The sequence below is a fragment of the Geodermatophilus sp. YIM 151500 genome (assembly GCF_025716945.1).
Taxonomy (GTDB): Bacteria; Actinomycetota; Actinomycetes; order Mycobacteriales; family Geodermatophilaceae; genus YIM-151500.
Genome location: NZ_JAOVZT010000001.1, coordinates 733425 through 758127, shown reverse-complemented (window position 1 = coordinate 758127; position 24703 = coordinate 733425). Strand labels below are relative to the sequence as shown.

Sequence of the window (24703 nt, the reverse complement as noted above, 5' to 3'; positions counted from 1 at the left end):
TGGTGACCGGAGCGGCCGGAGGCTCGGGGCGCCGCCCGCCTGCTCGTCGCGGCGGGCGGCGTCCCGCCGAGGGCGACGGGCTCCCCGGCGGCCGGAGCCGCACCCGAGAAGCATCCGCGGTGGACGAGCCACCCGGGTCGCCGCAGGACGCGCCCGGCGATCCGGAGGCGGTGGCCCGCGCCATCTGCCTGCGGGCGCTGACCGGAGCGCCGAGAACCCGGCAGCAGCTGGCCGATCTGCTCGCCCGCCGCGGCGTGCCCGAGGCGGCGGCGGTTGCGGTGCTCGACCGCTTCACCGACGTGGGGTTGGTCGACGATGCGGCCTTCGCCCAGGCCTGGGTCAGTTCACGGCAGGCCGGTCGCGGCCTGGCCCGCCGCGCGCTGCGGGCCGAATTGCAGGCCAAGGGCATCGACGCCGAGACGGCGGCGCAGGCGGTCGGGCAGGTCGACGACCACGACGAGCGAGAGGCCGCCCGGCGGTTGGTCGAGCGCAAGCTGCCGTCGCTGCACCGCGTCGACCGGCCCACCGCCACGCGCAGGCTGGTCGGCATGCTCGCGCGCAAGGGCTACGGCGGGGGGCTGGCCGCGGCCGTCGTCCGGGAAGCGCTCGACGCCGACGGGACGGATGGAGCCGGTGTCGACGACGTCGGTGGAGACGACGGGGTGGCTTGGGGGTGAGGCCGACGCCCGTGGGCGGCGCCGCGGGCGTGCCCTCCCCGCGCGGCGCCGCCCGTGCGGGCGGTGCCTGCCCCCGCGGCGCCGCCCGTGCGGGCGTGCCTACCCCCGCGGGCGGTGCCTGCCCCCGCGGCGCCGCCCGTGCCACGGTGCCGCCCGCCCGCTGACACAACCACGGCGAACAGCGGTGTCGCGGAACTCAGCCGGGCCGCGTGCCCGTCGCGGCGGCGCGGCGTCGGGGGCGGCCCCGCCGACGGCCGAGCTTCCCGACGGGCGCCGGAGCGGCGCCCGTCCGCCCGTGGCTCGCGACCGGCGGGCTCTGACCGCTGCGCCGGCCGTGCGCGATCGGGGGAGAGGCTCCGGTCAGCGGGTCACCCGCGGCTGGCCGGAGATCTGCGGTCGATGGGCGGTCCTCGGTCGACGGGCGGTCCCGGACCGGCCGTGCGGGTCCCGCGGGGCCCGTCCCGGTCGGCGGCATGCCCCCGGGCGGCGCGTCGTCGGCGGCGAGGTTCGCGGCGCGGAAGGCCACCCAGGGCGCGGCCAGCACGAGCACCATGCCGATGACGGCCACGGCGCGCACGCCCAGCGCCGCGAACAGCAGGGCGGCTGCGACCACGGCGGCGCACGCCAGCAGCGCCCAACGGCGGGTCGGGGGAGCGGAAAGGACCGCGAAGGAGTCGGCGAGGGCGCGGTCCTCGCGTTCGAGGCCGCTCCGGATACCGGCCAGTGCTTCCCGTTCCTCGGGGTCCAGTGGCATGGCGTCCTCCGGTGGCTCGCGAGCGTCCCTGCGGCCGGCTTCAGGTGGCGTCGGGATCGTGCGGGCCCTCGCGGGTGCCCGTACCGGACAGGAGGCGACCGGCGAAGGGCTCGTGCCGCCGGCCCAGATGTGCCTCTTCGTCCAGCCGCTTGCGCAGGTGCGGGTAGTGCGCCTCGAAGGCGGGCCGGTTCGACCGGATCCGCGGGATCTCGACGAAGTTGTGCCGAGGCGGCGGCGAGGAGGTCGCCCACTCCAGCGAGTTCCCGTGGCCCCAGGGGTCGTCGCGCAACGCCAGCTGGCCGTACTTCCACGACCGCCGGGCGTTGTAGAGGAACGGCAGCGTGGCCGCGCCCAGGATGAACGCGCCGATCGTCGACAGGGTGTTCAGCAGGGTGAAACCGTCGGTGCCCAGGTAGGTGACGTACCGGCGCGGCATCCCCTCGGCACCCAGCCAGTGCTGCACGAGGAAGGTCAGGTGGAAGCCCACGAACGTCATCCAGAAGTGCAGCTTGCCCAGCCGTTCGTCCATCATCCGGCCGCTCATCTTCGGGAACCAGAAGTAGATGCCGGCGAAGGCCGCGAAGACGATGGTCCCGAAGAGCACGTAGTGGAAGTGGGCCACGACGAAGTAGCTGTCGTTGAGGTGCCAGTCCAGCGGTGGCGAGGCCAGCATCACGCCGGTCAGCCCGCCCAGCATGAAGGTGACCAGGAAGCCGACCGACCACAGCATCGGTGTCTCGAAGGTCAGCTGACCGCGCCACATGGTGCCGATCCAGTTGAAGAACTTGATCCCGGTGGGCACCGCGATGAGGTACGTGGCGAACGCGAAGAACGGCAGCAGCACCGCTCCGGTGGCGAACATGTGGTGCGCCCACACCGCGATCGACAGGAAGCCGATCGCGATCGTCGCGGCGACCATGCCCTTGTAGCCGAACAGCGGCTTACGGCTGAACACCGGGATGACCTCGGTGACGATGCCGAAGAACGGCAGCGCCACGATGTAGACCTCGGGATGCCCGAAGTACCAGAACAGGTGCTGCCACAGCATCGCGCCGCCGTTCTCGTCGATGTAGACGGCGGCATCCAGGTTCCGCTCGGCCAGCAGGGCGAACAGCGCGGCGGTCAGGATCGGGAAGGCGATGATCACGAGCAGGCTGGTGATCGTGATGTTCCAGACGAAGATGGGCATCCGGAACAGCGTCATCCCGGGCGCGCGTAGGCACACCACCGTGGTGATCATGTTGACCGCGCCGAGGATCGTGCCCAGGCCGCTGACGATCAGCCCGGTGATCCACAGGTTGCCCCCGAGGCCAGGGCTGTGCGTACCCGTCGAGAGCGGCACGTAGGCGTACCAGCCGAAGTCCGCGGCGCCGCCGGGGGTGAGAAACCCGGCCATCGCGATGGTCCCGCCGAACAGGAACAACCAGTACGAGAAGGCGTTCAGCCGGGGGAAGGCGACGTCGGGCGAGCCGATCTGCAGCGGCAGCACCAGGTTCGCGAACGCGAACACCAGGGGAGTCGCGAACAGCAGCAGCATCACCGTGCCGTGCATGGTGAACAGCTGGTTGTACTGCTCCGGGGACAGGAACTGCAGCGCCGGTCGGGCCAGCTCGGCCCGCATCAGCATCGCCATGAGCCCACCGGCCACGAAGAACACGAAACTGGTGACCAGGTACATCAGCCCGATCGTCTTGTGGTCGGTCGTCCGCAGCAGCGAGAGCAGGCGGGCGCCCCGGACAGGCGGACGCTCCGGGCCGGGGTGGCTGACGATGGGCTGGGGTGCGAGCACGGTCACGGCCGGCCTCCCGGCGGCGAGACGGTCCGCTCACGCGGCCGCGAGCGGCCTCCCCATGATCGCTCTGCCGCACCCGCGACGGAAGGGGCCGTGGTCCCGTGCGTCCGTGCTCGGAGCGGGAGCGCAGCCGATCAGTCAGACTGCGGCGAGCCAGGCGGGCACGTCGACGGCGACGCCGTTGACGGCCTCGTCGTCCTCGACGAGCCAGGCCGGCTCGCGCCGCTGCCCGTTCCCCAGCCAGCGCTGGATCTGCTCGTCGAACCCCTCCCACGCAGGCGTCCCGGGCCGACCGACGGCACCGACGAAGGTCAGGTCGGCCTCACCGCCGTCCGCGTAGCGGAGCACCATGCGGCACCGGGAACGGCGGTGCCGGGCCGGGGGGATCGCCTCGCGCACCACGGCGCTCGCCGCGCCGGCCGCCTCGGCGAAGTCGGTCGCGGCCGCCCGCAGGCGGGCGACGAAGTACTGGGCGGGGTCGTCCGGGTCGATGGTCCGTTCCGCCTCGTCCACGGATCCGGCCGACGCCGCGACGGCGGCGGGGGTCACCGGCTGCGGCCCGGCGTCCCGGCCGTACCCGCCCGCGGGGCCAGCCGCCGGTTCCGCGAGTTCCACGGGGTCCGCGGGGTCCGCCGGCTCGGCCGGGTCCGCCGGCTGGGCCGGGTCCGCCGGCTCGGCCGGGTCCCCCGGCTCGGCCGGGCCTGCCACGGCGAGAGGCGGCTCGACGGCAGGCGGGTCGGCGGAGGCGGCCCCGACCGCCGGCTCACCGGCGGTCGGCCCCTCGTCCGCGGGCTCCCGGACGGCGTCCCCGTCGTCGACGACGTCCTCCGGGACGACCGTCCTCCGGGGGACGAGGGCGTCGTCCGGGGCGGACGCCGCCGCCTCGTCCTCGTCGTGGCCGTCGTGGCGGTCGTGGGCGTCGTGGTCGACGGCGGCGTCCTGGGCCATCGGCTGGGCGGCGACGGGCGCTCCCGGCGGGCGCGCGGCGACCCGCGGCGCCTCGGCCGGCTCCAGGTCCGGCAGGTGCAGCCGCTCGGTCGACTGGTCGGCGACCTCGGCGGCGGCGCGGGGGACCGGCGGCAGGCTGCGGCGGCCGGCGGCGTGCATCGTCTCCATGGCGGCGTCAGTCTTGCCGCTGTGACGGTATGCCCCGCGCGAGGCGCGCCGGGCCTGTGACCCGAGTGTCAGGTGAGACCGCCGCCCCCCATCTGCTCGGCGGCGTCGAGCTCCGGCTTCCTGCCCGCCGCCCGCGGCGTGCGGCGCGTGCGGCGCTCGACGTAGCGGGCCAGCGTCGAGAGCAGGACGTTCACGACGATGTAGATCAAGCCGGCCGCGACGTAGATCTGGAAGGTGTAGTCGTTGCCGAAGCGCGGCCCGAAGAACTCGACCAGGCTGCGCGCGCCGCGGAGCAGCTCGAAGTACCCGATGATGAAACCGAGCGAGCTGTCCTTGAGCAGGACCACCAGCTGCGCCACGAGCACCGGCAGCATGCGCCGGGTCGCCTGCGGCAGCAGCACCAGCGTCATGACCTGCGTCTTGCGCATGCCGATGCCGAAGGCCGCCTCCCGCTGACCCTTGTCGATCGACAGGATGCCGGCGCGGAAGATCTCCGCCAGCACCGCGGAGTTGTAGAGGACGAGCCCACCGGTCAGCGCCACGAAGGCGGAGGGCTCGACGCCGTACTTCGGCAGCACGAAGAACAGCGCGAAGATCACGACCAGCAGCGGAACCGCGCGGAAGAACTCGATGTAGGTGGCGGCCAGCCACCGGACGGGGCCGTGGTCCGAGAGCCGCCCGACGGCCAGCAGCAGGCCCACGAGCGTGGCGAGCACCATGCCCACCGCGGCCACGGTCAGGGTGCGTACGAGCGTCTCGCCCAGCGTCTGCGGGACACCGGTCCGCGGGTCGAACAGCACCGCCCAGCGCTGCGGCTCGAGCTGCTGGTTGCCGGCCAGCCGGACCAGCACCAGCGCGAGCAGGGCAAGGATCAGCAGCGTCCCGAAGCCGGTGCCGATGCGGATGCGCGCGCGGGCCTTCGGCCCGGGGATGTCGAACAGGACGGGTGCGGTCATCGCAGGATCGCCACCCGCCGCTCGACGTGGTGGACCAGGAAGGCCAGCGGCAGGGTGATCAGCATGTAGGCGACGACGACCCCCACGAGGACGGCGCTGAGCTGCGCGGCGTTGGCGTTGACGAGCCGGGGGAGCAGGGAGCTGAGCTCGCTGACGGCGAACCCGGCGGCGATGGAGCTGTTCTTGACCATCGCGATGAAGACGTTGCCCAGCGGCGGCACCACGGTGCGGAAGGCCTGGGGCAGCACCACCTCGCGCAGCGACTGGCCGAAGGTGAGCCCGATCGCGCGGGACGCCTCGGCCTGCCCGGTCGAGATGGCGTTGATCCCCGAGCGGACCGCCTCGCAGACGAAGGCCGCGGTGTACAGGCCGAGGGAGAGCACCGCGCCGGGGAAGAAGCCGAGCACGAAGTCGATCTGCGGCAGACCGAAGATGAGGAAGAAGAAGACGACCGTCAGCGGGGTGTTCCGGAAGGTCTCGACGTAGAACGTCGCCAGCCCGCGCAGCGGCGGGATCGGGCTGACCCGGGCCGCGGCCAGCAGCGTGCCCAGCACCAGTGCCACCAACCCCGCCAGCGCGGAGATGCTCAACGTGGTGAGGAACGCGTCCCACAGCAGGTTGAAGTTGTCGATCAGGAACTGCACCGCGGCGCCTCCCCGGAGTCACGACGGCGGACGCCGCCGGGCGGGCCTCCACCCGCCCGGCGGCGTCCGGCTCAGCTCAGTACCGGTCGACCGACGGCGGCTCGGGCGCCGGCTCGCCGGTGATCGCGCCGGCGGTGCGGTCCCAGGCGTCGGCCCACGCGCCGCTCTCGTACGCCTGCTCCAGCGTGTCGTTGATGAACGTGCGGAACTCGTCGTCCCCCTTCGGCACGCCGATGCCGTAGGGCTCCTCGGTGAACGGGTTGCCGACCAGCTCGAAGCCCCCGTCGCTGCCCGCCACCAGGCCGGTGAGGATGACGTTGTCCGTGGTCACCGCGTCGACCTGGCCGTTGGCCAGCGCGTCGGCGCACTTGGAGTAGACGTCGAACAGCGTCAGCTGGGCCTCGGGGTAGTTGTCGCGGATGTTCTGCGCCGGCGTCGAGCCCTCCACCGAGCAGACCCGCTTGCCGGCGAGGTCCTCGGGACCCTGGATGCCCTGCGGGTTCCCGGTCGGGACCATGATGTCCTGACCGGCGGTGTAGTACGGGCCCGCGAAGTCGATGAGCTCCTTGCGCTGGTCGTTGATCGTGTACGTGGCGACGACCATGTCGACCTGGCCGTTCTGGAGGAACGGCTCCCGGTTGGCCGACACGGTCTCGACCCACTCGATGCCCTCGGGAGCGATGCCGAGCTCGGCGGCGATGATCTTGGCGATCTCGACGTCGAAGCCGTCGGGCGCGTCGGTCGTGGGGTTGAGCAGCCCGAAGCCGGGCTGGTCGAACTTCGTGCCGACGGTGATCGACCCCGCCTCGCTGAGCTCGGCCATCGTGGTGCCGGGCTCGAAGTCGGTGCTCTGCTCGACCTCGACGCCGGCGTCGGTCTGCTCCGCGGCCTGGTTGCCGGCCTCGCTGGCGCAGCCGGCGAGCGCCAGGCCGAGGACCGCCAGCGAGGCGGCGTACCGGGTCATGCGCATGGGTGCACTCCTCCTTGGGGTGGGGCTCAGTGGTGCAGGATCTTGGACAGGAAGTCCTTGGCGCGGTCGGTCGTCGGCGCCGTGAAGAAGGTCTCGGGATCGGCCGACTCGACGATCCGGCCGCCGTCCATGAACACGACCCGGTTGGCCGCCCGCCGGGCGAACCCCATCTCGTGCGTGATGACGACCATGGTCATGCCCTCGCGCGCCAGCGAGATCATGACGTCGAGGACCTCGTTGATCATCTCCGGGTCGAGGGCCGACGTCGGCTCGTCGAACAGCATCACCTTCGGGTCCATGGCCAGGGCCCGGGCGATCGCGACCCGCTGCTGCTGCCCGCCGGACAGCTGTGCGGGGTACTTGCCCGCCTGCGTGCCGACGCCGACCCGGTCGAGCAGCTCCCGGGCCCGCTCCTCCGCCCGCGCCCGGGGCTGCTTGCGCACCTTGACCGGGCCGAGCGTCACGTTCTCCAGCACGGTCTTGTGCGCGAACAGGTTGAAGCTCTGGAACACCATGCCGACGTCGCTGCGCAGCCGGGCCAGCGCCTTGCCCTCCTCGGGCAGCCGCTCCCCGTCGATGAAGATCTCCCCCTGCTGGATGGACTCCAGCCGGTTGATCGTCCGGCACAGCGTCGACTTGCCGGAGCCGGAGGGGCCGATGACGACGACCACCTCCCCGCGGTCGATCGACAGGTCGATGTCCTGCAGGACGTGCAGGTCACCGAACCACTTGTCGACGTGCGAGAGCCGGACGAGAGGTTGTCCGTTCGAACCGCTGGTCACCCGGCGACTGTAGGGCGCACCGGTTCCGGCGGGTGACCTCCGCGATCACGAAGCCGTAACGAAGCCGCCCGCGGACCGGGCCGTTCGCCCGACCGGGTGCCACGGGTGGTCCGGCGCGCCGCCGTACGCTCGATCTGCCATGACGACCCCGCCCGCCGCCCCCCGCACCTACCGGGTGCGCACCTATGGCTGCCAGATGAACGTGCACGACTCCGAGCGCCTGGCCGGCCTGCTCGAGGCGGCCGGCTACGCGCCCGCGGCCGAGGGGGACGAGGCCGACGTCGTCGTCCTCAACACCTGCGCGGTGCGCGAGAACGCCGACAACCGGCTGTACGGCAACCTGGGGCACCTGCGGCCGGTGAAGGCCGCCCGGCCCGGCATGCAGATCGCCGTCGGCGGCTGCCTGGCGCAGAAGGACCGCGGCGAGATCGTCCGGCGCGCGCCGTGGGTGGACGTCGTCTTCGGTACGCACAACGTCGGCGCGCTGCCCGCCCTGCTCGAGCGGGCCCGGCACAACGCACGGGCGCAGGTCGAGATCAAGGAGGCGCTGGAGGTCTTCCCGTCGACGCTGCCGGCCCGCCGCGACTCGGCCTACTCGGCCTGGGTGTCGATCAGCGTCGGCTGCAACAACACCTGCACGTTCTGCATCGTGCCCTCGCTGCGCGGCCGCGAGGAGGACCGCCGTCCCGGCGACGTGCTCGCCGAGGTGCGGGCGCTCGTCGACCAGGGCGTGCTCGAGGTGACCTTCCTCGGGCAGAACGTCAACAGCTACGGCGCCGGCTTCGGCGACCGCGGCGCGTTCGCCGACCTGCTGCGCGCCGCCGGCCGGATCGAGGGGCTGGAGCGGATCCGGTTCACCAGCCCGCACCCGCGCGACTTCACCGACGACGTGATCGCCGCGATGGCGGAGACGCCGGCCGTGTGCCACCAGCTGCACATGCCGCTGCAGAGCGGGTCGGACGACGTGCTCCGCAGGATGCGCCGCTCCTACCGGCAGGAGCGCTACCTCGGCATCCTCGACCGGGTCCGCGCGGCGATGCCCGACGCGGCGATCACCACCGACATCATCGTCGGTTTCCCCGGGGAGACCGAGGCCGACTTCGACGCCACGCTCGACGTCGTCCGCGCCGCCCGGTTCGCGTCCGCCTTCACCTTCCAGTACTCGAAGCGGCCCGGCACGCCCGCGGCGGACATGGACGGGCAGCTGCCGAAGGCCGTCGTCCAGGAGCGGTACGAGCGGCTCGTCGCCCTGCAGGACGACATCAGCTGGGCGGAGAACCAGGCGCAGGTCGGGCGGACGGTGGAGCTGCTCGTCGCGGCAGGGGAGGGCAGCAAGGACGCCCGCACCGGCCGGTCGACCGGCCGCGCCCGCGACGGGCGGCTGGTGCACTTCACCGCCCCGGACGGCGGTGCCGACGGCGGTGTCCGGCCCGGTGACGTGGTCGAGACCGTGGTCACGCGGGCCGCGCCGCACCACCTCGTCGCCGACGGCCCGCTGCGCTCGCACCGGCGGACCCGGGCCGGCGACGCGAGCGAGGCCGGCACCCGGCCGACCACGCCCGGCGTCCTGCTCGGCATGCCGAGGGTCGGCGCCCCCGCCTGACCGCCCCGACCGGGGGCTCGCGACCGTAGGGCTCGCGACCAGGGGGCATAGGAAGCAATGCCCCCGGTATCGCGGCTCGAGACCGAGGCAAAGCTTCCTATGCCCGGGGCCGGGGCTCTAAGGGGCGGGCGCCGGCGTCAGCGGCGGGACGCCGACCTCTCCGCCTCGGCGAGCCACTCCCGCCGGGTCGTCAGGTTGGCCCGGGCCTCGGCGACGCGCTGGGCGTCGCCGGCCGCCTCCGCCTTGACCAGCTGCTCCTCGGCCTTGGTGACCGCCGCGCGCATCGACGTCACCATCGGGTTCTCGGGCGCCGACCGCGCTCGCGAGGAGTCCGCCGCGCCGCGGACGCGCTGCTCGACGGCCTGCATCCGGTCCTCCAGCGTGCGCATCGCGCCCCGGGGGACGTGCCCGATGGCGTCGTAGCGCTCCTGGATGCGGCGCAGCCTGTTCTGCGCCCCGCGCGGGTCGGTCGACGGGTCGATCCGCTCGGCCTCGGCGAGCAGCTCCTCCTTCTGCCGCTGGTTCTCCAGCTGCTCGCGGTTGCGCTCCTTGTCCGATTCGGCGCGCGCGGCGAAGAAGGCGTCCTGGGCGGCCCGGAACTGCTTCCACAGGTCGTCGTCGCCGTCCCGGCCGGTGCGGGGCACTCCCTTCCACCGGTCCATGAGGGTGCGCATCGCGGCGCTGGTCGGTCCCCACTCGGTGGACGTCGACAGCCGCTGTGCCTCCGCGATCAGCTCCTGCTTCGCCGCCCGGGACTCGCTGCGCTGCGCGTCCAGCGCGGCGAAGTGCGCCCCGCGCCGCCGGCCGAAGGCGTCCCGGGCCGCGGCGAAGCGCGACCACAGCGCCTCGTCGGTCTTGCGGTCGATGCCGCGGATGGTCTTCCACTCCTCGACGATGGCCTTGAGCCGGTCGCCGGCGGCCTTCCACGCGGTCGACTCGGCTGCGATCTGCTCGGCCTCGGCGGCCAGCGCCTCCTTGCGGGCGACCTGCGCGGCGCGCGCGGCGGCCTTCTCCGCCCGCGACTCGGCGGCCGCCTCGTCGGCCGTGCCGACCATGGCCCGGGCCCGCGCCGCCAGCCCGTCGAGGTCGCCGACGGCCGCGGCCTCCGGGATGGAGTCGGCCAGCGCCTGCGCCTTCTTCTTCAGCTCACCCGGGTTGCCGGTGTGGGCCCGCAGCCGGGCCTCGAGCAGCGACACCTCGGTGGCCAGGTCGGCGTAGCGCCGGGCGTAGTGCGCCAGCCCGGTCGCCGGGTCACCGGCCTGCCACGACCCGACGGCGCGCTCGCCGTCCGCGGTGCGCACGTAGACCGTCCCGTCGTCGTCGACCCGGCCCCAGGCGGCCGGGTCCACGGCCGGCGCGGCACTCTCGGCGGGTTCCGGCCGGTGCGGCCCGGGGACGTGCACCGGCTGCTCCGGCGGCGGGCCGCTCGGCGTGACGGACGGCGGCAGGTCACCGGCGGCGGTGGTCGGCGGGACGTCGGCGGTCGGATCCGCGACACCGGCCTCCGCAGGATCCGCGGCACCGGCCTCCGCGGGATCCGCGGCACCGGCCTCCGCGGGATCCGCGACGCCGGCTTCCGCGGGATCCGCGACGCCGGCCTCTGTGGGATCCGCGACGCCGGCTTCTGTGGGATCCGCAACGCCGGCTTCTGCGGGATCCGCGACGCCGGCCTCCGCGGAATCGGCGGCTGCGGGGTCGGCGGTTGCGGGGTCGGCGGTTGCGGGGTCGGCGGCCGGCGTGCCGGCGTCCGGGGGCACCGCGGCGGAGCCGCGGGACGGGCCGCCGGCGTCGTCCGCCGGCGCGCCGACCGGGGCACCGTTCCCGGTGGCCGTGTCCGCGGGGGAGGTCGCTGCGGGCGCGCGCTCGCCGGGTGGCGTACCCCGACGGTCGGCGTCCGGCGGAAGAACCTGCTCCGTCCCGTTGCCGGGAAGCTCCGTGCTCGACACGTCCGGCAGTCTCCCACGCGTCATCGGCGAGACTGCTGCCGTGACCGCCGATCCCGCCGCCGCCGGTCCGGTGGCGGTCGCCTTCTGCCCGGCACCGCCGCTGCTGCACCCCGCCGTTGCCCGCGGGGCGGCCGCGGAGACGGCGAAGCTGCTGGCCGCGTGCACCGAGGCGGTGTCGGCGATGCTCGCGTCCGCGGCCGACGTCGTGGTCGTCGTCGGCACCAGGACGGAGGCCGGTCTCCGGTACGGGCCCGGGGACGTCGGCAGCCTGCGGGGCTTCGGCGTCGACCTCGACCTCCCGTTCGCCGGCCGGCCCCGGCCCGGCGGGCGGCGGCTGCCGCTCGCCCACGCGCTGGGTGCCTGGCTGCTGGACGAGGCGGGCTACGCCGGCACGAGGCTCGGGGTCGCCCCGCCCGACCTGCTCGAGGTGCTGGCCGGGCTGCCGGGCCCGGTGGGGGTGCTCGCGATGGGCGATGGCTCCGCGCGGCGCACGGTCAAGGCGCCCGGCTACCTGGACGCGGCGGCCGCGCCGTTCGACGCCGGGGTCGCCGCCGCGCTCGCCGCGGGGGACGCCGCCGCCCTGGCCGCGCTGGACCCGGCCGAGGGACGGCGGCTGCTGGCCGACGGGGTCGACACCTGGCGGGCGGTCGGTGCGGCCCTCCGCGGGCGCACGGTCGTGGCGCGGCTGCGCCACGACGACGCGCCGTTCGGCGTCGGCTACCTGGTGGCCGACTGGCTGGCGCCGTGACCGGTGCACCGCCCGTGGTGGCCGTCGTCGGCCCGACGGCGACGGGCAAGACGGCCCTGGCCGTCGCGCTCGCTCGCCGGCTCGGCGGCGAGGTGGTCAACGCGGACTCGATGCAGCTCTACCGCGGCATGGACGTCGGCACCGCCAAGCCCGGCCCTGACGAGCGCGGCGGCATCCCGCACCACCTGCTCGACCTGTGGCACGTAAGGCAGGCGGCGTCGGTCGCCGAGTACCGGGGCACCGCGCGTGCCGTCATCGACCGGCTGCGGGCCGCGGGCGTCGTGCCGCTGCTGGTCGGCGGTTCGGGGCTGTACGTGCGGGCCGTGCTCGACGACCTGGACCTGCCCGGCACCGACCCCGCGGTGCGGGCCCGGCTGGAGGGCGAGCTCGCCGCGGTCGGGCCGGCCGCGCTGCACGCCCGGCTCGCCGCCGTCGACCCGGCCGCGGCGGCGGCCGTGCTGCCCAGCAACGGACGGCGGATCGTGCGGGCGCTGGAGGTGGTCGAGCTGACCGGCGGGCCGTTCCGCGCGACCCTGCCCGAACCGCGGCCGCACTACCCCGCCGTCGTCGTCGGGCTCGACCGCGCCGCCGCCGAGCTGGACGAGCGCATCGCCCGGCGCGTCGAGCGGATGTGGGCCGGCGGCCTGGTCGCCGAGGTCGAGGTGCTGGTCGCCGAGGGACTGCGGGAGGGCCCCACGGCCTCCCGCGCGCTGGGCTACGCGCAGGTGCTGGCCCAGCTGGCCGGCGAGCTCGACCCGGACGAGGCCCGCGAGCGGACGGTCGGCGCCACCCGGCGTTTCGTCCGGCGCCAGCGGTCGTGGTTCCGCCGCGATCCCGCCGTCCGCTGGTTCGATGCCGCCCGCGGTGACCTGCTCGACGCCGTCACCCGGGAGATCGCCGACCGTACGATCGACCCGTGACGCAGCCGCCGGCTCCCCGGGTCCTGCTCGGGCACGGCACGGAGAACGATTTCGTCGTCCTGCCCGACCCCGACGGCACGGGGTGGCCCGAGCAGCGGCTCGACGCCGCCCTGGTCCGCCGGCTGTGCGAGCGGCGCTCGGGCCCGGGCGGCGACGGCGTGCTCCGCGTGGTCCGCAGCCGGCACGTGCCCGATGCGGCCGCGGCCCTCGGCGCCGACCTCGACCGCTGCGAGTGGTTCATGGACCACCGCAACGCCGACGGCTCGCACGCCGAGATGTGCGGCAACGGCATCCGGCTGTTCCTGCACGTCCTGCTCGCCGAGGGGCTGGTCGACCGGGCCGCGTGCGAGAAGGGCGTGCTCGTGGGCACGCGCGGCGGCCCCCGGCGGGTCGGTGCGGTGCCCGGCGGCGGCTACTGGGTGGACATGGGCCCGGCGCGCCCGTTCGGCCGGGGTGAGGCCCGCATCGCCGGGCGGACATTCGCCGGGCTGGCCGTGTCGATGGGCAATCCCCACCTGGCCTGCCTCACCGACGTCGACCTGGACGCGCTCGACCTGACCGGTGTGCCCGCCGTCGACCCCCAGCTGTTCCCCGAGGGGGTCAACCTCGAGCTGGTCACCCTGCTGCGGGCCGGCGGCGAGGGCGCCGACGCGCACGTGCGGCTGCGCGTCGTCGAGCGGGGCGTGGGGGAGACCCGCTCCTGCGGCACCGGCGCCTGCGCGGCCGCGTTCGCCGCGCTCGAGGCCCGCGGCGCCGGATCGGGGACGGTCGTCGTCGACGTCCCCGGAGGCCGGTTGTCGGTGCGGGTCGGGGACGGGACGACGGTGCTCACCGGTCCCGCCGTCCTGACCGCCACCGGGGTGCTGACCGCCGAGTGGCTCGCCGGCTGACCCGACCGGGTCTCCTCACCCGGGCCGGCGGCCGCCCGCCGGGGGCGGCCCCGCCGGGCTCGGGCGGCCGACCCTCAGGGCCCACCGTCGCGGGTGCCGGTCGCCGGCTCGTCGGGCTCGCTGCCGGCCTGCTGCTCGTCCTCCGACGGGCGGCCCGGCGTGTAGCCGCCCTCGCCGGTCACGCCGCCGGGGGCGCTGAGGACGTCGCGCGGCGGGTGCAGGCCCACCGGGTCGCGGCCCGGGTCGTCGAGCTCGTCGTCCCGGTCCGGGCGCATCGCTCCGCTGCTCTCGGTCATCCGGTCCTCCTTCAGGGTGGACGTCGGCACGTCGTCCGCCCGTACCCGGACCGCCCCCTGCGTCACCCTTCCGGAGAAGTGCGGGATGGCTCCGGGCCCCGTCGGTGTTGTGCAGGTCGGATAATCGGTGCCCCGCACGGACGGGGCGTGCCACGCTGGGAGACGATGACCACCGCACAGAACCGCGCCGTCCTCGACGACGCACAGGCCCGCGCCGACGCCGCTGCCCGGAGCGCAGGCGTCGCGCCGTGGGAGGAGTCCGGCGACACCACCGGCTCGTACGCGCTGGAGGAGCGCGGCGCTCTGCGCCGCGTCGCCGGCCTGTCCACCGAGCTCACCGACGTCACCGAGGTCGAGTACCGGCGGCTGCGGCTGGAGCGGGTCGTGCTCGTCGGCGTCTGGACCGAGGGCACCGCGGCCGACGCCGACCGCTCGCTGGCCGAGCTGGCCGCCCTGGCCGAGACCGCCGGGTCGGTCGTGCTCGAGGCGGTCAATCAGCGGCGGGACAAGCCGGACGCCGGCACCTACGTGGGGTCGGGCAAGGCCGCGGAGATCCGCGACATCGTCGCCGCGACCGGCGCCGACACCGTCATCTGCGACGGTGAGCTCACCCCGGGCCAGCTCAACGCGCTGGAGAGGATCCTCAAGGTCAAGGTCGTCGACCGGGTCGCGTTGATCCTCGACATCTTCGCGCAGCACGCCAGCAGCCGGGAGGGCAAGGCGCAGGTCGAGCTGGCCCAGATGCAGTACATGCTCCCGCGGCTGCGCGGCTGGGGTGAGTCGCTGTCCCGCCAGGCGGGTGGCCGCGTCGCCGGCGGTGGCGGCATCGGCACCCGCGGACCGGGTGAGACGAAGATCGAGACCGACCGGCGGCGGATCCGCGCGCGGGTCAGCCGGCTGCGACGCGACATCGCCGGGATGGCCACCGCGCGGGCGACCCAGCGCGCCGGACGCAGCCGCAACGCCGTGCCGAGCGTGGCGATCGCCGGCTACACGAACGCCGGCAAGTCCAGCCTGCTCAACCAGCTCACCGGGGCGGGCGTGCTGGTGCAGGACGCCCTGTTCGCCACGCTGGACCCGACGGTGCGCCGCGCCCTGTCGCCGGAGGGCCGGGAGTACACGCTGACCGACACGGTCGGCTTCGTCCGGCACCTGCCGCACCAGCTGGTCGACGCGTTCCGCTCGACCCTCGAGGAGGTCGCCTGCGCCGACCTGCTGGTGCACGTGGTCGACGGGTCGGACGCCGACCCGCTCGGGCAGATCGACGCCGTCCGGGTGGTGCTGGGCGAGATCGACGCCGCGGCGGTGCCCGAGCTCATCGTCGTCAACAAGGTCGACGCGATGACCGACGCCGACGTTTTCGCCCTGCGCCGGGCGTTGCCCGGCGCGGTGTGGGTCTCGGCGCGCACCGGGGAGGGCATCGACGAGCTGCGCCGCCAGATCGCCACCCGCCTGCCGCGCCCCGACGTCGACGTCGACGTGCTCGTGCCCTACGAGCGTGGCGACCTGGTCGCGCGGGTGCACCGCGACGGTGAGGTCCTCGACGAGCGGCACGAGCCCGCGGGCACTCGGTTGAGCGCGCGTGTGGACGGCGCGCTGGCCACCGCGCTGGCCGACTTCGCCGTCCCGGCCACCTGACGCCGGGCACCCGAGTGGGTGGGACCCGGCTCGCCCAGGTCACGGCCAGGTCACGGCCCGGTACGGTGAAGCCCGTGTCCAGTGCCGTGGTCGAGCAATCGGGCCACCGGCAGCACGAGCGCGTGGTGTCGGCCGGCCGGCCGCCGTGGTGGCTGCTGGGTGCTGCCCTGGTGACCGCGGTCCTGGTCACCGTCGACCTGCTCGGCCGCGGGCCCCTGGAGCGGGCGGACCTGCGCGTCTCCGAGGTCGTCAGCGACTGGGGGCTGCAGGAGTCGCCGGCCTATCCCGCCGTCTGGGCGGTGACCCAGGTGGGTGGCCGGGTCACCATCCTCGTCGTGCTGGCCGTGCTCGTCGGGTGGCTCGCCTGGCGACGGCGCAGCTGGCTGCCGCTGGTGCGCGTGCTGGTCGCCCTCGCGCTGCTCACGGTCGCCGTGTACGCCATCAAGCACGGCACCGGGCGCACCGCACCGGCGTTCCCCGGCTCGTTCCTGTTCACCGCCGAGGGGACGTCGTACCCCTCCGGGCACGTGGCCAACGCGGTGCTGATGTGGGGCGTGGCTCGCTGGCAAGCCGTCGAGTTCCGCCTGGCGCCCCGGGTGCAGCGCACCTTCTGGTGGCTGAGCGTCGTCGGCCCGGTGATCACCGGGCTGGCGATGGTGTCGCTGGACTTCCACTGGGTCACCGACGCGGTTGTGGGGGCGGCCGTCGGTGTGTTGCTGCTGGGCGTGGTTCACACACTCGACGCAGCCTTCCTGTCACGCTGGGTGCGTGACCGAGCGGTCCGGCAGCCCACGTAGCGGCGTCCGGCTGCCCCTGGCGGCCGCCGGCGTGCTTCTCGTGGGCGCCTGCACCGCGCTCCCCACGAGCGCCGCGTCCGCCGGCTCCGCCGCCCCGGTGACCGCCGGCTCCGCCGCGGCCGGCGCGACGGAGCTCTGCCGGATCACCGACGCGCGGCTTCACGAGCTGTCCGGCCTGGTCGTCGTCGGGGACCGGCTGCTGGCGGTCAACGACGGCGGCGACTCGCTCGCGGTGCAGGTGCTCGACACGGGGTGTCGCGTGGTCGAGGAGCGGTCGTCGCCCGTTGACCCGTACGACCCCGAGGACCTGGCCCTCGCCGCGGACGGCACCGTCTGGATCGCCGATGTCGGCGACAATCGGCGCGAGCGGGCCACCGTCGCGCTGCTGGCCCTGCGACCGGACGGATCCACCGCTGTCCACCGGCTGAGCTACCCGGACGGCCCGCACGACGCCGAGGCGCTGCTGCTCGCGCCCGACGGGACGCCCTACCTCGTGACCAAGGACCCGCTGGGGGCATCGGGCGTGTACCGGCCCGAGGCGGCCCTGGTCGACGGCGGCACGGTGGGCCTGACCCGGGTCGCCGCGGTGACCCTGACCGTGACGGGCACCCCCGGCGGGCCGGTCGGAACCTCTGGCCAGCTCATGGTCACCGGGGGAGCGGTGTCCGGTGACGGCCGCCTGCTGGCCCTGCGCACCTACACCGACGCCTACGTGTGGCCGCTCTCCGGGTCCGACGTGCCCGGTGCGCTGGACGGCACGCCCGTCCGTGTCCCGCTGCCGGCCTCGCCGCAGGGGGAGGCCGTCAGCTTCGCGGCCGACGACCGGCAGCTGGTCGTCGCCGGTGAGGGGCTGCCCGCCGAGGTGCTGGTGGTGCCCACCGAGGCGGCGCTGGAGCCGATCGCCGAGGCGCTGACGGCGGCCGGACCGGATGCCGGGACCTTCGGCGACGGCGGGCGGTCACCGCTGCTCTCGGGTGCGATCGCGGTCCTGGTGGCGACGGTGGTCCTCTGGCTCGCCGGCCTCCGGCGCCGCCGGGACTGAGCTGACGGGGCTGGGCCACCGGGACCTGGGCCGCCGGGACCTGTGCCGCCGGGACCTGTGCCGCCGGGACCTGTGCCGCCGGGGCCGGGCCGCCGACCCGGCGGTCCTGCTCCCCGATCAGACCCGGCGCAGCACCGTGACGACCCGGCCGAGGATCGTGGCCTCGTCGCCGGGGATCGGCTCGAAGGCAGGGTTGTGCGGCAGCAGCCACACCTTGCCGTCCCGGCGCTTGTAGGTCTTGACGGTCGCTTCGCCGTCGATCATCGCGGCGACGATCTCGCCGTTCTCCGCCGTGGGCTGCTGTCGCACGACCACCCAGTCGCCGTCACAGATGGCCGCGTCCACCATCGAGTCGCCCGCTACCCGGAGCATGAACAGAGTGCCGTCGCCGACCAGCTCCCGGGGGAGCGGGAAGACGTCCTCCACGGCCTGCTCGGCCAGGACCGGGCCGCCGGCCGCGATCCGACCGACCAGCGGGACGTAGGTCGGCGCGGGTCCACCCGCCGCATCGGGCACACCGGCGACCTCGGCGGGCGCGGGGGCCGTGCGCGGTGCCGCGTCGCCGGGCAGCCGGACGTCCAGCGCGCGCGGGCGGTTGGGGTCGCGCCGCAGCCATCCCTTCCGCTGCAGCACGGAGAGCTGGTGCGCGACCGAGGATGCCGAGGAGAGGCCGACCGCCTCGCCGATCTCCCGCACCGAGGGCGGATACCCCCGACGTTCGATCGAGTCGTGGATGACCTCGAGCACCCGCCGCTGCCGCTGGGTCAGCCCGTCTCCGCCACCTTCCCGGTCGGGGAAGGCGCGCACCGAGCCGCTCGCTGCGGGGGCCTCGACCGGCTCCCGGTCGGCCGTCCCGTCGTCGCCCGAGGACCGCCCTCCGCCCGGTGTCCCGCTCGTCCTCGCCACGGCTCCTCCTCGTCCCGGCCATCGGACGGCGCCGTGCACCGGCGCCTCCGCCTGAACCGGACAGTAGCCGTTTCCACCCGCCGTTTCAAACACGTGTTCGAAGTCCTGCCACGCCTGGTGGTGGTTGTCGGCGCCGTGCGGTAGACATCGAACGTGCGTTCGTATCGAACGCGTGTTCGATCAAGGGAGGGTGGTCGTGAGGGTCGGAGACGATGTCGGCGGATGCACGGGCGGAAGTCGGCCAGGGGGCGCGGCGGAGGCCGCCGGCGGGTCGCGCCGTCCGCCGTCCGCCACACGTCGCACGGCCGGCCGCGCGGAGCGACGCCCGACCGCCGCGGGCTGGCGCACTCCGAGCAGTCGGCCGGCCGGCCACCCGCGGGGAGTCCGTGCCCACCCGGAGCCCGCTCCGCCGCTGCGGCTGACCGCACGCGGGCGCCGGCTCGTCGCCGTGCTCGCGGCGGCGGCCTGCGTCGGTGCGGGCGCCCTGGTGCTGGAGGCGCTGCCCGGTTCCGGGGGTGCGCTCCGCCTGGCCGGCGGGCAGAGCGTGGTGGTGCAGCCGGGTGACACGGTCTGGTCGATCGCCCGCTCGGCGGGCGGCTCGTCCGACGTGCGGACGGTGGTCGACGCCATCCAGCTGTTGAACGGGCTCGATGGCGGTCGCGTGGTCCCCGGCCAGGTGCTGCACCTGCCCTGAGGCGCCGACGGGTATGCCGCGCTCGGATCGGCGGTGCGGCGGCGTACGCGCCGCTCCGCGCCGGGCGGCTCACCGCCAGGGCAAGACGTCCCAACGTCCCCGTCCGACTTCGTCAACCCTCAGTCCGGCAGTCCTCACCCTCTGTGCACGGTCGCGGACGTAGCGTCCTTCCCGTGCCGGACGTCAGCGAAGGTCGAGCAGCGGTGTTCACCAGCGAGCCCCAGGACGTGGAGGTCTACCAGCAAGGCGCTTGGTGGCCGGGCTCCCTTCTCGGCTGGCGGCACGACAACAGCGGTGCCTGCCAGGTGTGGGTCCGCGTCGTGCTGGGCGGCGTCGAGGAGACCGCGTGGACCGACCTGGCCACTCTGCGCCTGCCCGAGCGGCGACCCGCGGAGGCGCGGCCACCGGCCGCGCGTTCCCGGAGCGCAGTCGGCACCGCTGCGCAGCCGGCACCGACCGCCGTCGCCCCGGCGCTGCCGGCGCCGGCAGCCCCGCCGGCCGCGTGTCCCGTCGGCCCGTCCACCGTGGTGGCGCATGCGGTCCGGTCCGCGGGCGCCCCTCCGCCCGGCGCCCCACCCTCGGCCGCGTCGACGCGCGGACGGCACGCCACAGCGGGCGGACCGGCCGGACGGCCCCTCCGGGCGGTCGCCGTGGCGGCGGTCGCTCCCGTCGAGGCGGTCGACCCGGTGGCCACGCAGCAGCTCCCGCTGGTCCGCGACGACAGGTCGGCGCGGGGCGGAATGCCGACGGCGCGCACCGGAGGCCGCCGGCGGGCTCCCGAACCCATCGGGTCGGAGCGCGGTGAGGCGGCGTCGACCGAGCGGCGCGCCGCCGGGCGCGTGTCCCTCCCGGGCGCCGACCGCCTTGCCGGGCTGACCGCCCCGTCCGGCCGGCACCGCGCGCCGGACGCGGCGGCCGGCCGGCACCGGGCGGCCGACACGGGCGTGCTGTCCGCAGTCCCCGCGGCGGAGGAGGCACGTCCCGGCGCGGACGCGCCGTCCCGCCGGTCCTCCGAGCCGTCGGCGCGGGAAACGTCCGCAGAGCCCCGCAGTCGAGCGTCGGCCGAGCGGGCCGCCGGCGGACAGGGGGAGCCGGAGTGGCTGACCCGCCCCATGCGCCTCGAGGAGGCCCTCGGCGCCTCCCGCCGTCCCCGCCGGGAACTGCTCAGCGGCGTCTGACCGCTCGGGCGGCGTGGTCCCCGGGTGCGGTCCTGGGACGGCTCCCCTCCGCGTTCGATGGCAGCCGCCGTCCGACAGTGATCGCCGTCCGGTCCCCTCCACGGCTGGGCCGTGCCACCGCGGCCGTCGAGCGGTCGCTGCAGCCGGGCCCTGGTCGTGCAACGCCCGGCCCCGTCGTCCGGCGCGCCGGGGCGGCGCGGCCGTGACTGTTGTGACGGAGCGTTCCGCCTGGTCACCGCCGTGTCGCCCGGGAACAGGACACGCCGCCATCGGCTTGCACATGTTGTGTTCGCGTGCCTAGGCTCCCCCTACATCTAGTAGTTCCACCGCTGTAAGTCCGTCCACAGGCCGTCCTCAACCCGTCCCCCGGGAGTCCACCGGATGTCCCCAGGGAGCTCCACAGAGAACGACCCCGACGGAGATCCGACAGCGCGACGCCGGATGGACGACGCAGGAGGGAGGTGATCCGGGTGCGGTGCCCGTTCTGCCACAACGCCGACAGCCGGGTCATCGACTCGCGGGAGGCCGACGAGGGCGCCACCACCCGTCGCCGGCGCTCGTGCCCGCGCTGCAACCGCCGGTTCACCACGGTGGAGGAGGCGGTGCTCGCGGTCGTCAAGCGCAGCGGGGTCAGCGAGCCGTTCAACCGCGCCAAGGTCGTCGCAGGCGTCCGCCGCGCCTGCCAGGGCCGGCCGGTGGACGAGGACCGGCTGCAGCAGCTGGCCCAACAGGTGGAGGACGCCATCCGGGCCACCGGAGTGGCGGAGGTCCCCAGCCACGAGGTGGGGCTGGCCATCCTGCGCCCGCTGCGGGAGCTGGACGAGGTCGCGTACCTCCGCTTCGCCAGCGTCTACCGCGCCTTCACCTCGCTGGAGGACTTCGAGAAGGAGATCGGCGAACTGCGGGCCCGGCACGTGGCCGCAGGGACCCCGCCGCTCCCGGGCATGCAGGACACCCCACCGGTCGTCCGCCGCCGGGGCGGCGGGCGCGGCCAGCCCGCCTCCACCGGCGGCGCGGCCGGCACCTGAGAACTGTCAGCACCACCCGATACACACGACCGAGCAGCACCGGACTGCGGCTCTTCCCCAGCCGCCGGACACCACACGAGGGAGAGCTCCGTGACCGAGACCGAGGATCGCCTGACGGGCCGCACGCGGCGGGCCACCAAGGCGCCGACCCGGGGGAAGGGCCTGAAGGTCAAGCGGGTCTTCACGACCGCCGGGGTGCACCCGTACGACGAGGTCGCCTGGGAGCGGCGGGACGTCGTCATGACGAACTGGCGCGACGGCTCGATCAACTTCGAGCAACGCGGCGTGGAGTTCCCCGCCGAGTGGAGCATCAACGCCACCAACATCGTCACCACGAAGTACTTCCGCGGCGCCGTCGGCACGCCCCAGCGGGAGAACAGCCTGCGCCAGCTGATCGACCGGGTGGTGCTCGCCTACGGGCAGGCCGGGCGCGAGTACGGCTACTTCGCCACCGAGGGTGACGCGGAGATCTTCGAGCACGAGCTGGCCTGGATGCTGCTGCACCAGTACTTCAGCTTCAACAGCCCCGTGTGGTTCAACGTCGGCACGAGCGCGCCGCAGCAGGTCAGCGCCTGCTTCATCCTCGCCGTCGACGACACCATGGACTCGATCCTCAACTGGTACCGGGAGGAGGGGCTGATCTTCAAGGGCGGCTCCGGCGCCGGCCTGAACCTCTCCCGGATCCGCTCGTCCAAGGAGCTGCTCTCCTCCGGAGGCACCGCGTCCGGCCCGGTCAGCTTCATGCGCGGCGCCGACGCCTCCGCCGGGACGATCAAGTCCGGCGGCGCCACCCGGCGGGCGGCGAAGATGGTCGTCCTCGACATCGACCACCCCGACATCGAGGAGTTCATCGAGACCAAGGCGCGCGAGGAGGACAAGATCCGCGCGTTGCGCGACGCCGGCTACGACATGGACCTCGGCGGCAAGGACATCACCAGCGTCCAGTACCAGAACGCCAACAACTCGGTCCGTGTCTCCGACGAGTTCATGCGCGCGGTGGAGGACGCCGCGGAGTTCGGCCTGCGCGCCCGCCTCGACGGCTCGGTCATCGAGACCGTCGACGCGAAGAGCCTCTTCCGCAAGGTCACCCAGGCCGCGTGGGAGTGCGCCGACCCCGGCATCCAGTACGACGACACGATCAACGACTGGCACACCAACCCCGAGACCGGCCGGATCAACGCATCCAACCCGTGCTCGGAGTACATGAGCCTCGACAACAGCTCGTGCAACCTGGCCTCGCTGAACCTGCTCAAGTTCCTCAAGGACGACGGCACGTTCGACGCGAAGACCTTCGTCAAGGCCGTCGAGCTGGTCATCACGGCGATGGACATCTCCATCTGCTTCGCCGACTTCCCGACCGAGCCCATCGGCGAGACCACCCGGGCCTACCGCCAGCTGGGCATCGGCTACGCCAACCTCGGGGCGCTGCTCATGGCCACCGGGCACGCCTACGACTCGCGCGGCGGCCAGACCCTGGCCGCGGCGATCACCTCGCTGATGACCGGCACCGCCTACCGCCGGTCGGCCGAGCTGGCCGGCATCGTCGGCCCGTACGACGGCTTCGCCCGCAACGCCGACGCGCACGCCCGGGTGATGCGCAAGCACGCTGCGGCCAACGACGCGATCCGGCCGGTCGCCGCGGACGATGCCGACGTGCTAAAGGCCGCGACCGCGCAGTGGCAGGAGTGCCTCGAGATCGGCGCCGAGAACGGCTGGCGCAACGCGCAGGCCTCCGTGCTGGCCCCCACCGGGACCATCGGTTTCATGATGGACTGCGACACGACCGGCATCGAGCCGGACTTCTCGCTGGTCAAGTACAAGAAGCTGGTCGGCGGCGGGTCCATGCAGATCGTCAACCAGACCGTGCCGCGGGCGCTCAAGAGCCTGGGCTACCAGGGCGAGCAGATCGAGGCGATCGTCGAGTACATCGCCGAGCACGGGCACGTCGTCGACGCGCCGAGCCTGCGCCCGGAGCACTACGAGGTGTTCGACTGCGCGATGGGGGAGCGGGCCATCTCGCCGATGGGCCACGTGCGGATGATGGCCGCGGTGCAGCCGTTCATCTCCGGGGCGATCAGCAAGACGGTCAACATGCCGGAGTCGGCCACCGTCGAGGACGTCGAGAACATCTACTTCCAGGGTTGGAAGCTCGGCCTCAAGGCGCTGGCGATCTACCGCGACAACTGCAAGGTCGGCCAGCCGCTGTCCGACGCGAAGGCCAAGAAGGCCGACGCGAAGGCAGCCGGTGGGGCGTCCGCCGCGCCGACCGCGCTGTCGCACCCGGTGCGCAAGCGGCTGCCGAAGAAGCGGACCAGCGTGACGACGTCGTTCAGCGTGGCCGGCGCCGAGGGCTACATGACCGCGGGCATGTACGAGGACGGCAGCCTCGGCGAGGTGTTCCTCAAGCTCGGCAAGCAGGGCTCGACCCTGGCCGGCGTGATGGACGCCTTCTCCATCTCGCTGTCGATCGCGCTGCAGCACGGTGTGCCGCTGGAGACCTACATCCAGAAGTTCACCAACATGCGGTTCGAGCCGGCCGGCATGACCGACGACCCGGACATCCGGATCGCCCAGTCGGTGATGGACTACATCTTCCGCCGCCTGGCGCTCGACCACCTGCCGGTGGAGAAGCGGGCGACGCTCGGCATCTTCACCGCCGAGGAGCGGGCCGCCCAGGTGGCCGGCTACGGCACCTCCGCGTCGACCGGCACGGTCGTCGAGGAGGAGGAGGTCGACCTGGAGGCGCTGCGCGGGTCGGCGCCGACCGAGGCCCCGGCCAGGCCCGAGCCCAAGGCCGACAAGCCGGTCAAGGAGGCCCACTCCTCGGCCGAGCTCCTCGAGCTGGTCACCGGCACGGCCACCGACGCGCCGCTGTGCATGACCTGCGGCACGAAGATGCGCCCGGCCGGCAGCTGCTACGTCTGCGAGGGCTGCGGCTCCACCAGCGGCTGCAGCTGATGTCGGGGCTCGCCGGGGCGTCCTGCGGATCCTCGCGGGATGTCCCGGCGGGCTCGTCGACATCGCACCGCGTCGCGCCGTGCGAGGACATGCACGGCCCGGATCGGCGGCACTGCTGAACGCGCCACCCTGCCACGGGGTCTCGACGTCCGAGACGTAGCCGCCGGCGAGTGTTCCGCGACGTCCCGAGCCGGGCTCGACACGCTGCTATGGTCGGTCCCGTGACCCCGCTGCTCTTCCTCTGAGCCGACCTCCGGACGGTCCGCCGCGCTTTCGCGCCGCGGATCGGCCTGGCGACTGCCCGGTCAGCAGCGAAGGGCACTCCCCGCCCGGATTCCGGAGCGGGTGCGTGCCTCCGTCCGGAGGAC

The 24703-nt window shown here is 74.3% G+C and carries 21 protein-coding genes; 11 read left to right on the top strand and 10 right to left on the bottom strand.

Annotated elements, in window-relative coordinates; translation table 11 throughout:
• Positions 1-119 precede the first annotated feature (119 nt).
• Entirely contained in the window at positions 120-677 is a 558-nt protein-coding gene (locus tag OF117_RS03440; protein ID WP_263551387.1) for a regulatory protein RecX, read from the top strand.
• Positions 678-873: 196 nt separating this feature from the next.
• On the opposite strand, the gene OF117_RS03435 is transcribed toward OF117_RS03440, so the two are convergent.
• From OF117_RS03435 to OF117_RS03405, 7 genes are all read right to left on the bottom strand, one after another.
• Complete coding sequence (locus OF117_RS03435) at positions 874-1431, bottom strand: DUF3040 domain-containing protein (protein ID WP_263551386.1); 558 nt, start codon at positions 1429-1431, stop codon at positions 874-876.
• Between the two features lie 40 nt (positions 1432-1471).
• Positions 1472-3226, bottom strand: a complete 1755-nt coding sequence (gene ctaD, locus OF117_RS03430) for a cytochrome c oxidase subunit I (RefSeq protein ID WP_263551385.1) — start codon at positions 3224-3226, stop codon at positions 1472-1474.
• Between the two features lie 135 nt (positions 3227-3361).
• Entirely contained in the window at positions 3362-4339 is a 978-nt protein-coding gene (locus OF117_RS03425; protein WP_263551384.1) for a hypothetical protein, read from the bottom strand.
• 68 nt (positions 4340-4407) lie between these two features.
• On the bottom strand, positions 4408-5295 hold the full coding sequence (locus OF117_RS03420) for an amino acid ABC transporter permease (protein WP_263551383.1): 888 nt from the start codon (positions 5293-5295) through the stop codon (positions 4408-4410).
• Positions 5292-5939 carry an amino acid ABC transporter permease gene (locus OF117_RS03415; protein ID WP_263551382.1) on the bottom strand — a complete coding sequence of 216 codons (648 nt, stop codon included), beginning with the start codon at positions 5937-5939 and terminating at the stop codon, positions 5292-5294. The genes OF117_RS03420 and OF117_RS03415 overlap by 4 nt, the downstream gene beginning before the upstream one ends.
• A gap of 76 nt (positions 5940-6015) precedes the next feature.
• Entirely contained in the window at positions 6016-6909 is an 894-nt protein-coding gene (locus OF117_RS03410) for a glutamate ABC transporter substrate-binding protein (protein ID WP_263551381.1), read from the bottom strand.
• 26 nt (positions 6910-6935) lie between these two features.
• Positions 6936-7691: an amino acid ABC transporter ATP-binding protein gene (locus OF117_RS03405; RefSeq protein WP_263551380.1), complete on the bottom strand. Its 756-nt coding sequence runs from the start codon at positions 7689-7691 to the stop codon at positions 6936-6938.
• A gap of 139 nt (positions 7692-7830) precedes the next feature.
• Here OF117_RS03405 and miaB point away from each other — a divergent pair, with 139 nt between their 5' ends.
• Positions 7831-9294: a tRNA (N6-isopentenyl adenosine(37)-C2)-methylthiotransferase MiaB gene (gene miaB / locus OF117_RS03400; RefSeq protein ID WP_263551379.1), complete on the top strand. Its 1464-nt coding sequence runs from the start codon at positions 7831-7833 to the stop codon at positions 9292-9294.
• Between the two features lie 137 nt (positions 9295-9431).
• On the opposite strand, the gene OF117_RS03395 is transcribed toward miaB, so the two are convergent.
• The gene (locus tag OF117_RS03395) at positions 9432-10643 is read right to left on the bottom strand and encodes a DUF349 domain-containing protein (protein ID WP_263551378.1); all 1212 of its coding nucleotides are present in this window, start codon (positions 10641-10643) and stop codon (positions 9432-9434) included.
• Between the two features lie 637 nt (positions 10644-11280).
• Between OF117_RS03395 and OF117_RS03390 the strand changes: the two genes are divergently transcribed.
• From OF117_RS03390 to dapF, 3 genes are read left to right on the top strand one after another with little or no spacing between them, the layout of a single operon-like run.
• A complete protein-coding gene (locus OF117_RS03390; protein ID WP_263551377.1) occupies positions 11281-11988 on the top strand; it encodes a hypothetical protein in 708 nt (235 codons plus the stop codon).
• Positions 11985-12908 (top strand): tRNA (adenosine(37)-N6)-dimethylallyltransferase MiaA, encoded by a 924-nt coding sequence (gene miaA / locus OF117_RS03385; RefSeq protein ID WP_263551376.1) that lies wholly within the window; start codon positions 11985-11987, stop codon positions 12906-12908. Before OF117_RS03390 ends, miaA begins: the two co-directional genes overlap by 4 nt.
• Complete coding sequence (dapF, locus tag OF117_RS03380; protein ID WP_263551375.1) at positions 12905-13798, top strand: diaminopimelate epimerase; 894 nt, start codon at positions 12905-12907, stop codon at positions 13796-13798. Before miaA ends, dapF begins: the two co-directional genes overlap by 4 nt.
• A gap of 74 nt (positions 13799-13872) precedes the next feature.
• On the opposite strand, the gene OF117_RS03375 is transcribed toward dapF, so the two are convergent.
• Positions 13873-14094 (bottom strand): hypothetical protein, encoded by a 222-nt coding sequence (locus OF117_RS03375; RefSeq protein WP_263551374.1) that lies wholly within the window; start codon positions 14092-14094, stop codon positions 13873-13875.
• Positions 14095-14259: 165 nt separating this feature from the next.
• On the opposite strand from OF117_RS03375, the gene hflX reads away from it, so the two are divergent.
• The 3 genes from hflX (at position 14260) to OF117_RS03360 (ending at position 17571) form a co-directional block, all read left to right on the top strand.
• Positions 14260-15732, top strand: coding sequence for a GTPase HflX (gene hflX, locus OF117_RS03370; protein WP_263551373.1), 1473 nt, complete (start codon positions 14260-14262; stop codon positions 15730-15732).
• Positions 15733-15806: 74 nt separating this feature from the next.
• Complete coding sequence (locus OF117_RS03365; RefSeq protein WP_263551372.1) at positions 15807-16529, top strand: phosphatase PAP2 family protein; 723 nt, start codon at positions 15807-15809, stop codon at positions 16527-16529.
• Entirely contained in the window at positions 16501-17571 is a 1071-nt protein-coding gene (locus tag OF117_RS03360) for an esterase-like activity of phytase family protein (protein WP_263551371.1), read from the top strand. Before OF117_RS03365 ends, OF117_RS03360 begins: the two co-directional genes overlap by 29 nt.
• 117 nt (positions 17572-17688) lie before the next feature.
• On the opposite strand, the gene lexA is transcribed toward OF117_RS03360, so the two are convergent.
• Positions 17689-18477, bottom strand: a complete 789-nt coding sequence (gene lexA / locus OF117_RS03355) for a transcriptional repressor LexA (protein ID WP_263551370.1) — start codon at positions 18475-18477, stop codon at positions 17689-17691.
• Positions 18478-18925: 448 nt separating this feature from the next.
• On the opposite strand from lexA, the gene OF117_RS03350 reads away from it, so the two are divergent.
• The 3 genes from OF117_RS03350 to OF117_RS03340 all read left to right on the top strand — a co-directional run bounded on the left by OF117_RS03350 (position 18926) and on the right by OF117_RS03340 (position 24335).
• A complete protein-coding gene (locus OF117_RS03350) occupies positions 18926-19171 on the top strand; it encodes a LysM peptidoglycan-binding domain-containing protein (protein ID WP_263551369.1) in 246 nt (81 codons plus the stop codon).
• A 1639-nt stretch (positions 19172-20810) separates the two neighbouring features.
• Positions 20811-21377, top strand: coding sequence for a transcriptional regulator NrdR (gene nrdR, locus OF117_RS03345; protein WP_263551368.1), 567 nt, complete (start codon positions 20811-20813; stop codon positions 21375-21377).
• Positions 21378-21467: 90 nt separating this feature from the next.
• Complete coding sequence (locus OF117_RS03340) at positions 21468-24335, top strand: vitamin B12-dependent ribonucleotide reductase (protein WP_263551367.1); 2868 nt, start codon at positions 21468-21470, stop codon at positions 24333-24335.
• Positions 24336-24703 lie beyond the last annotated feature (368 nt).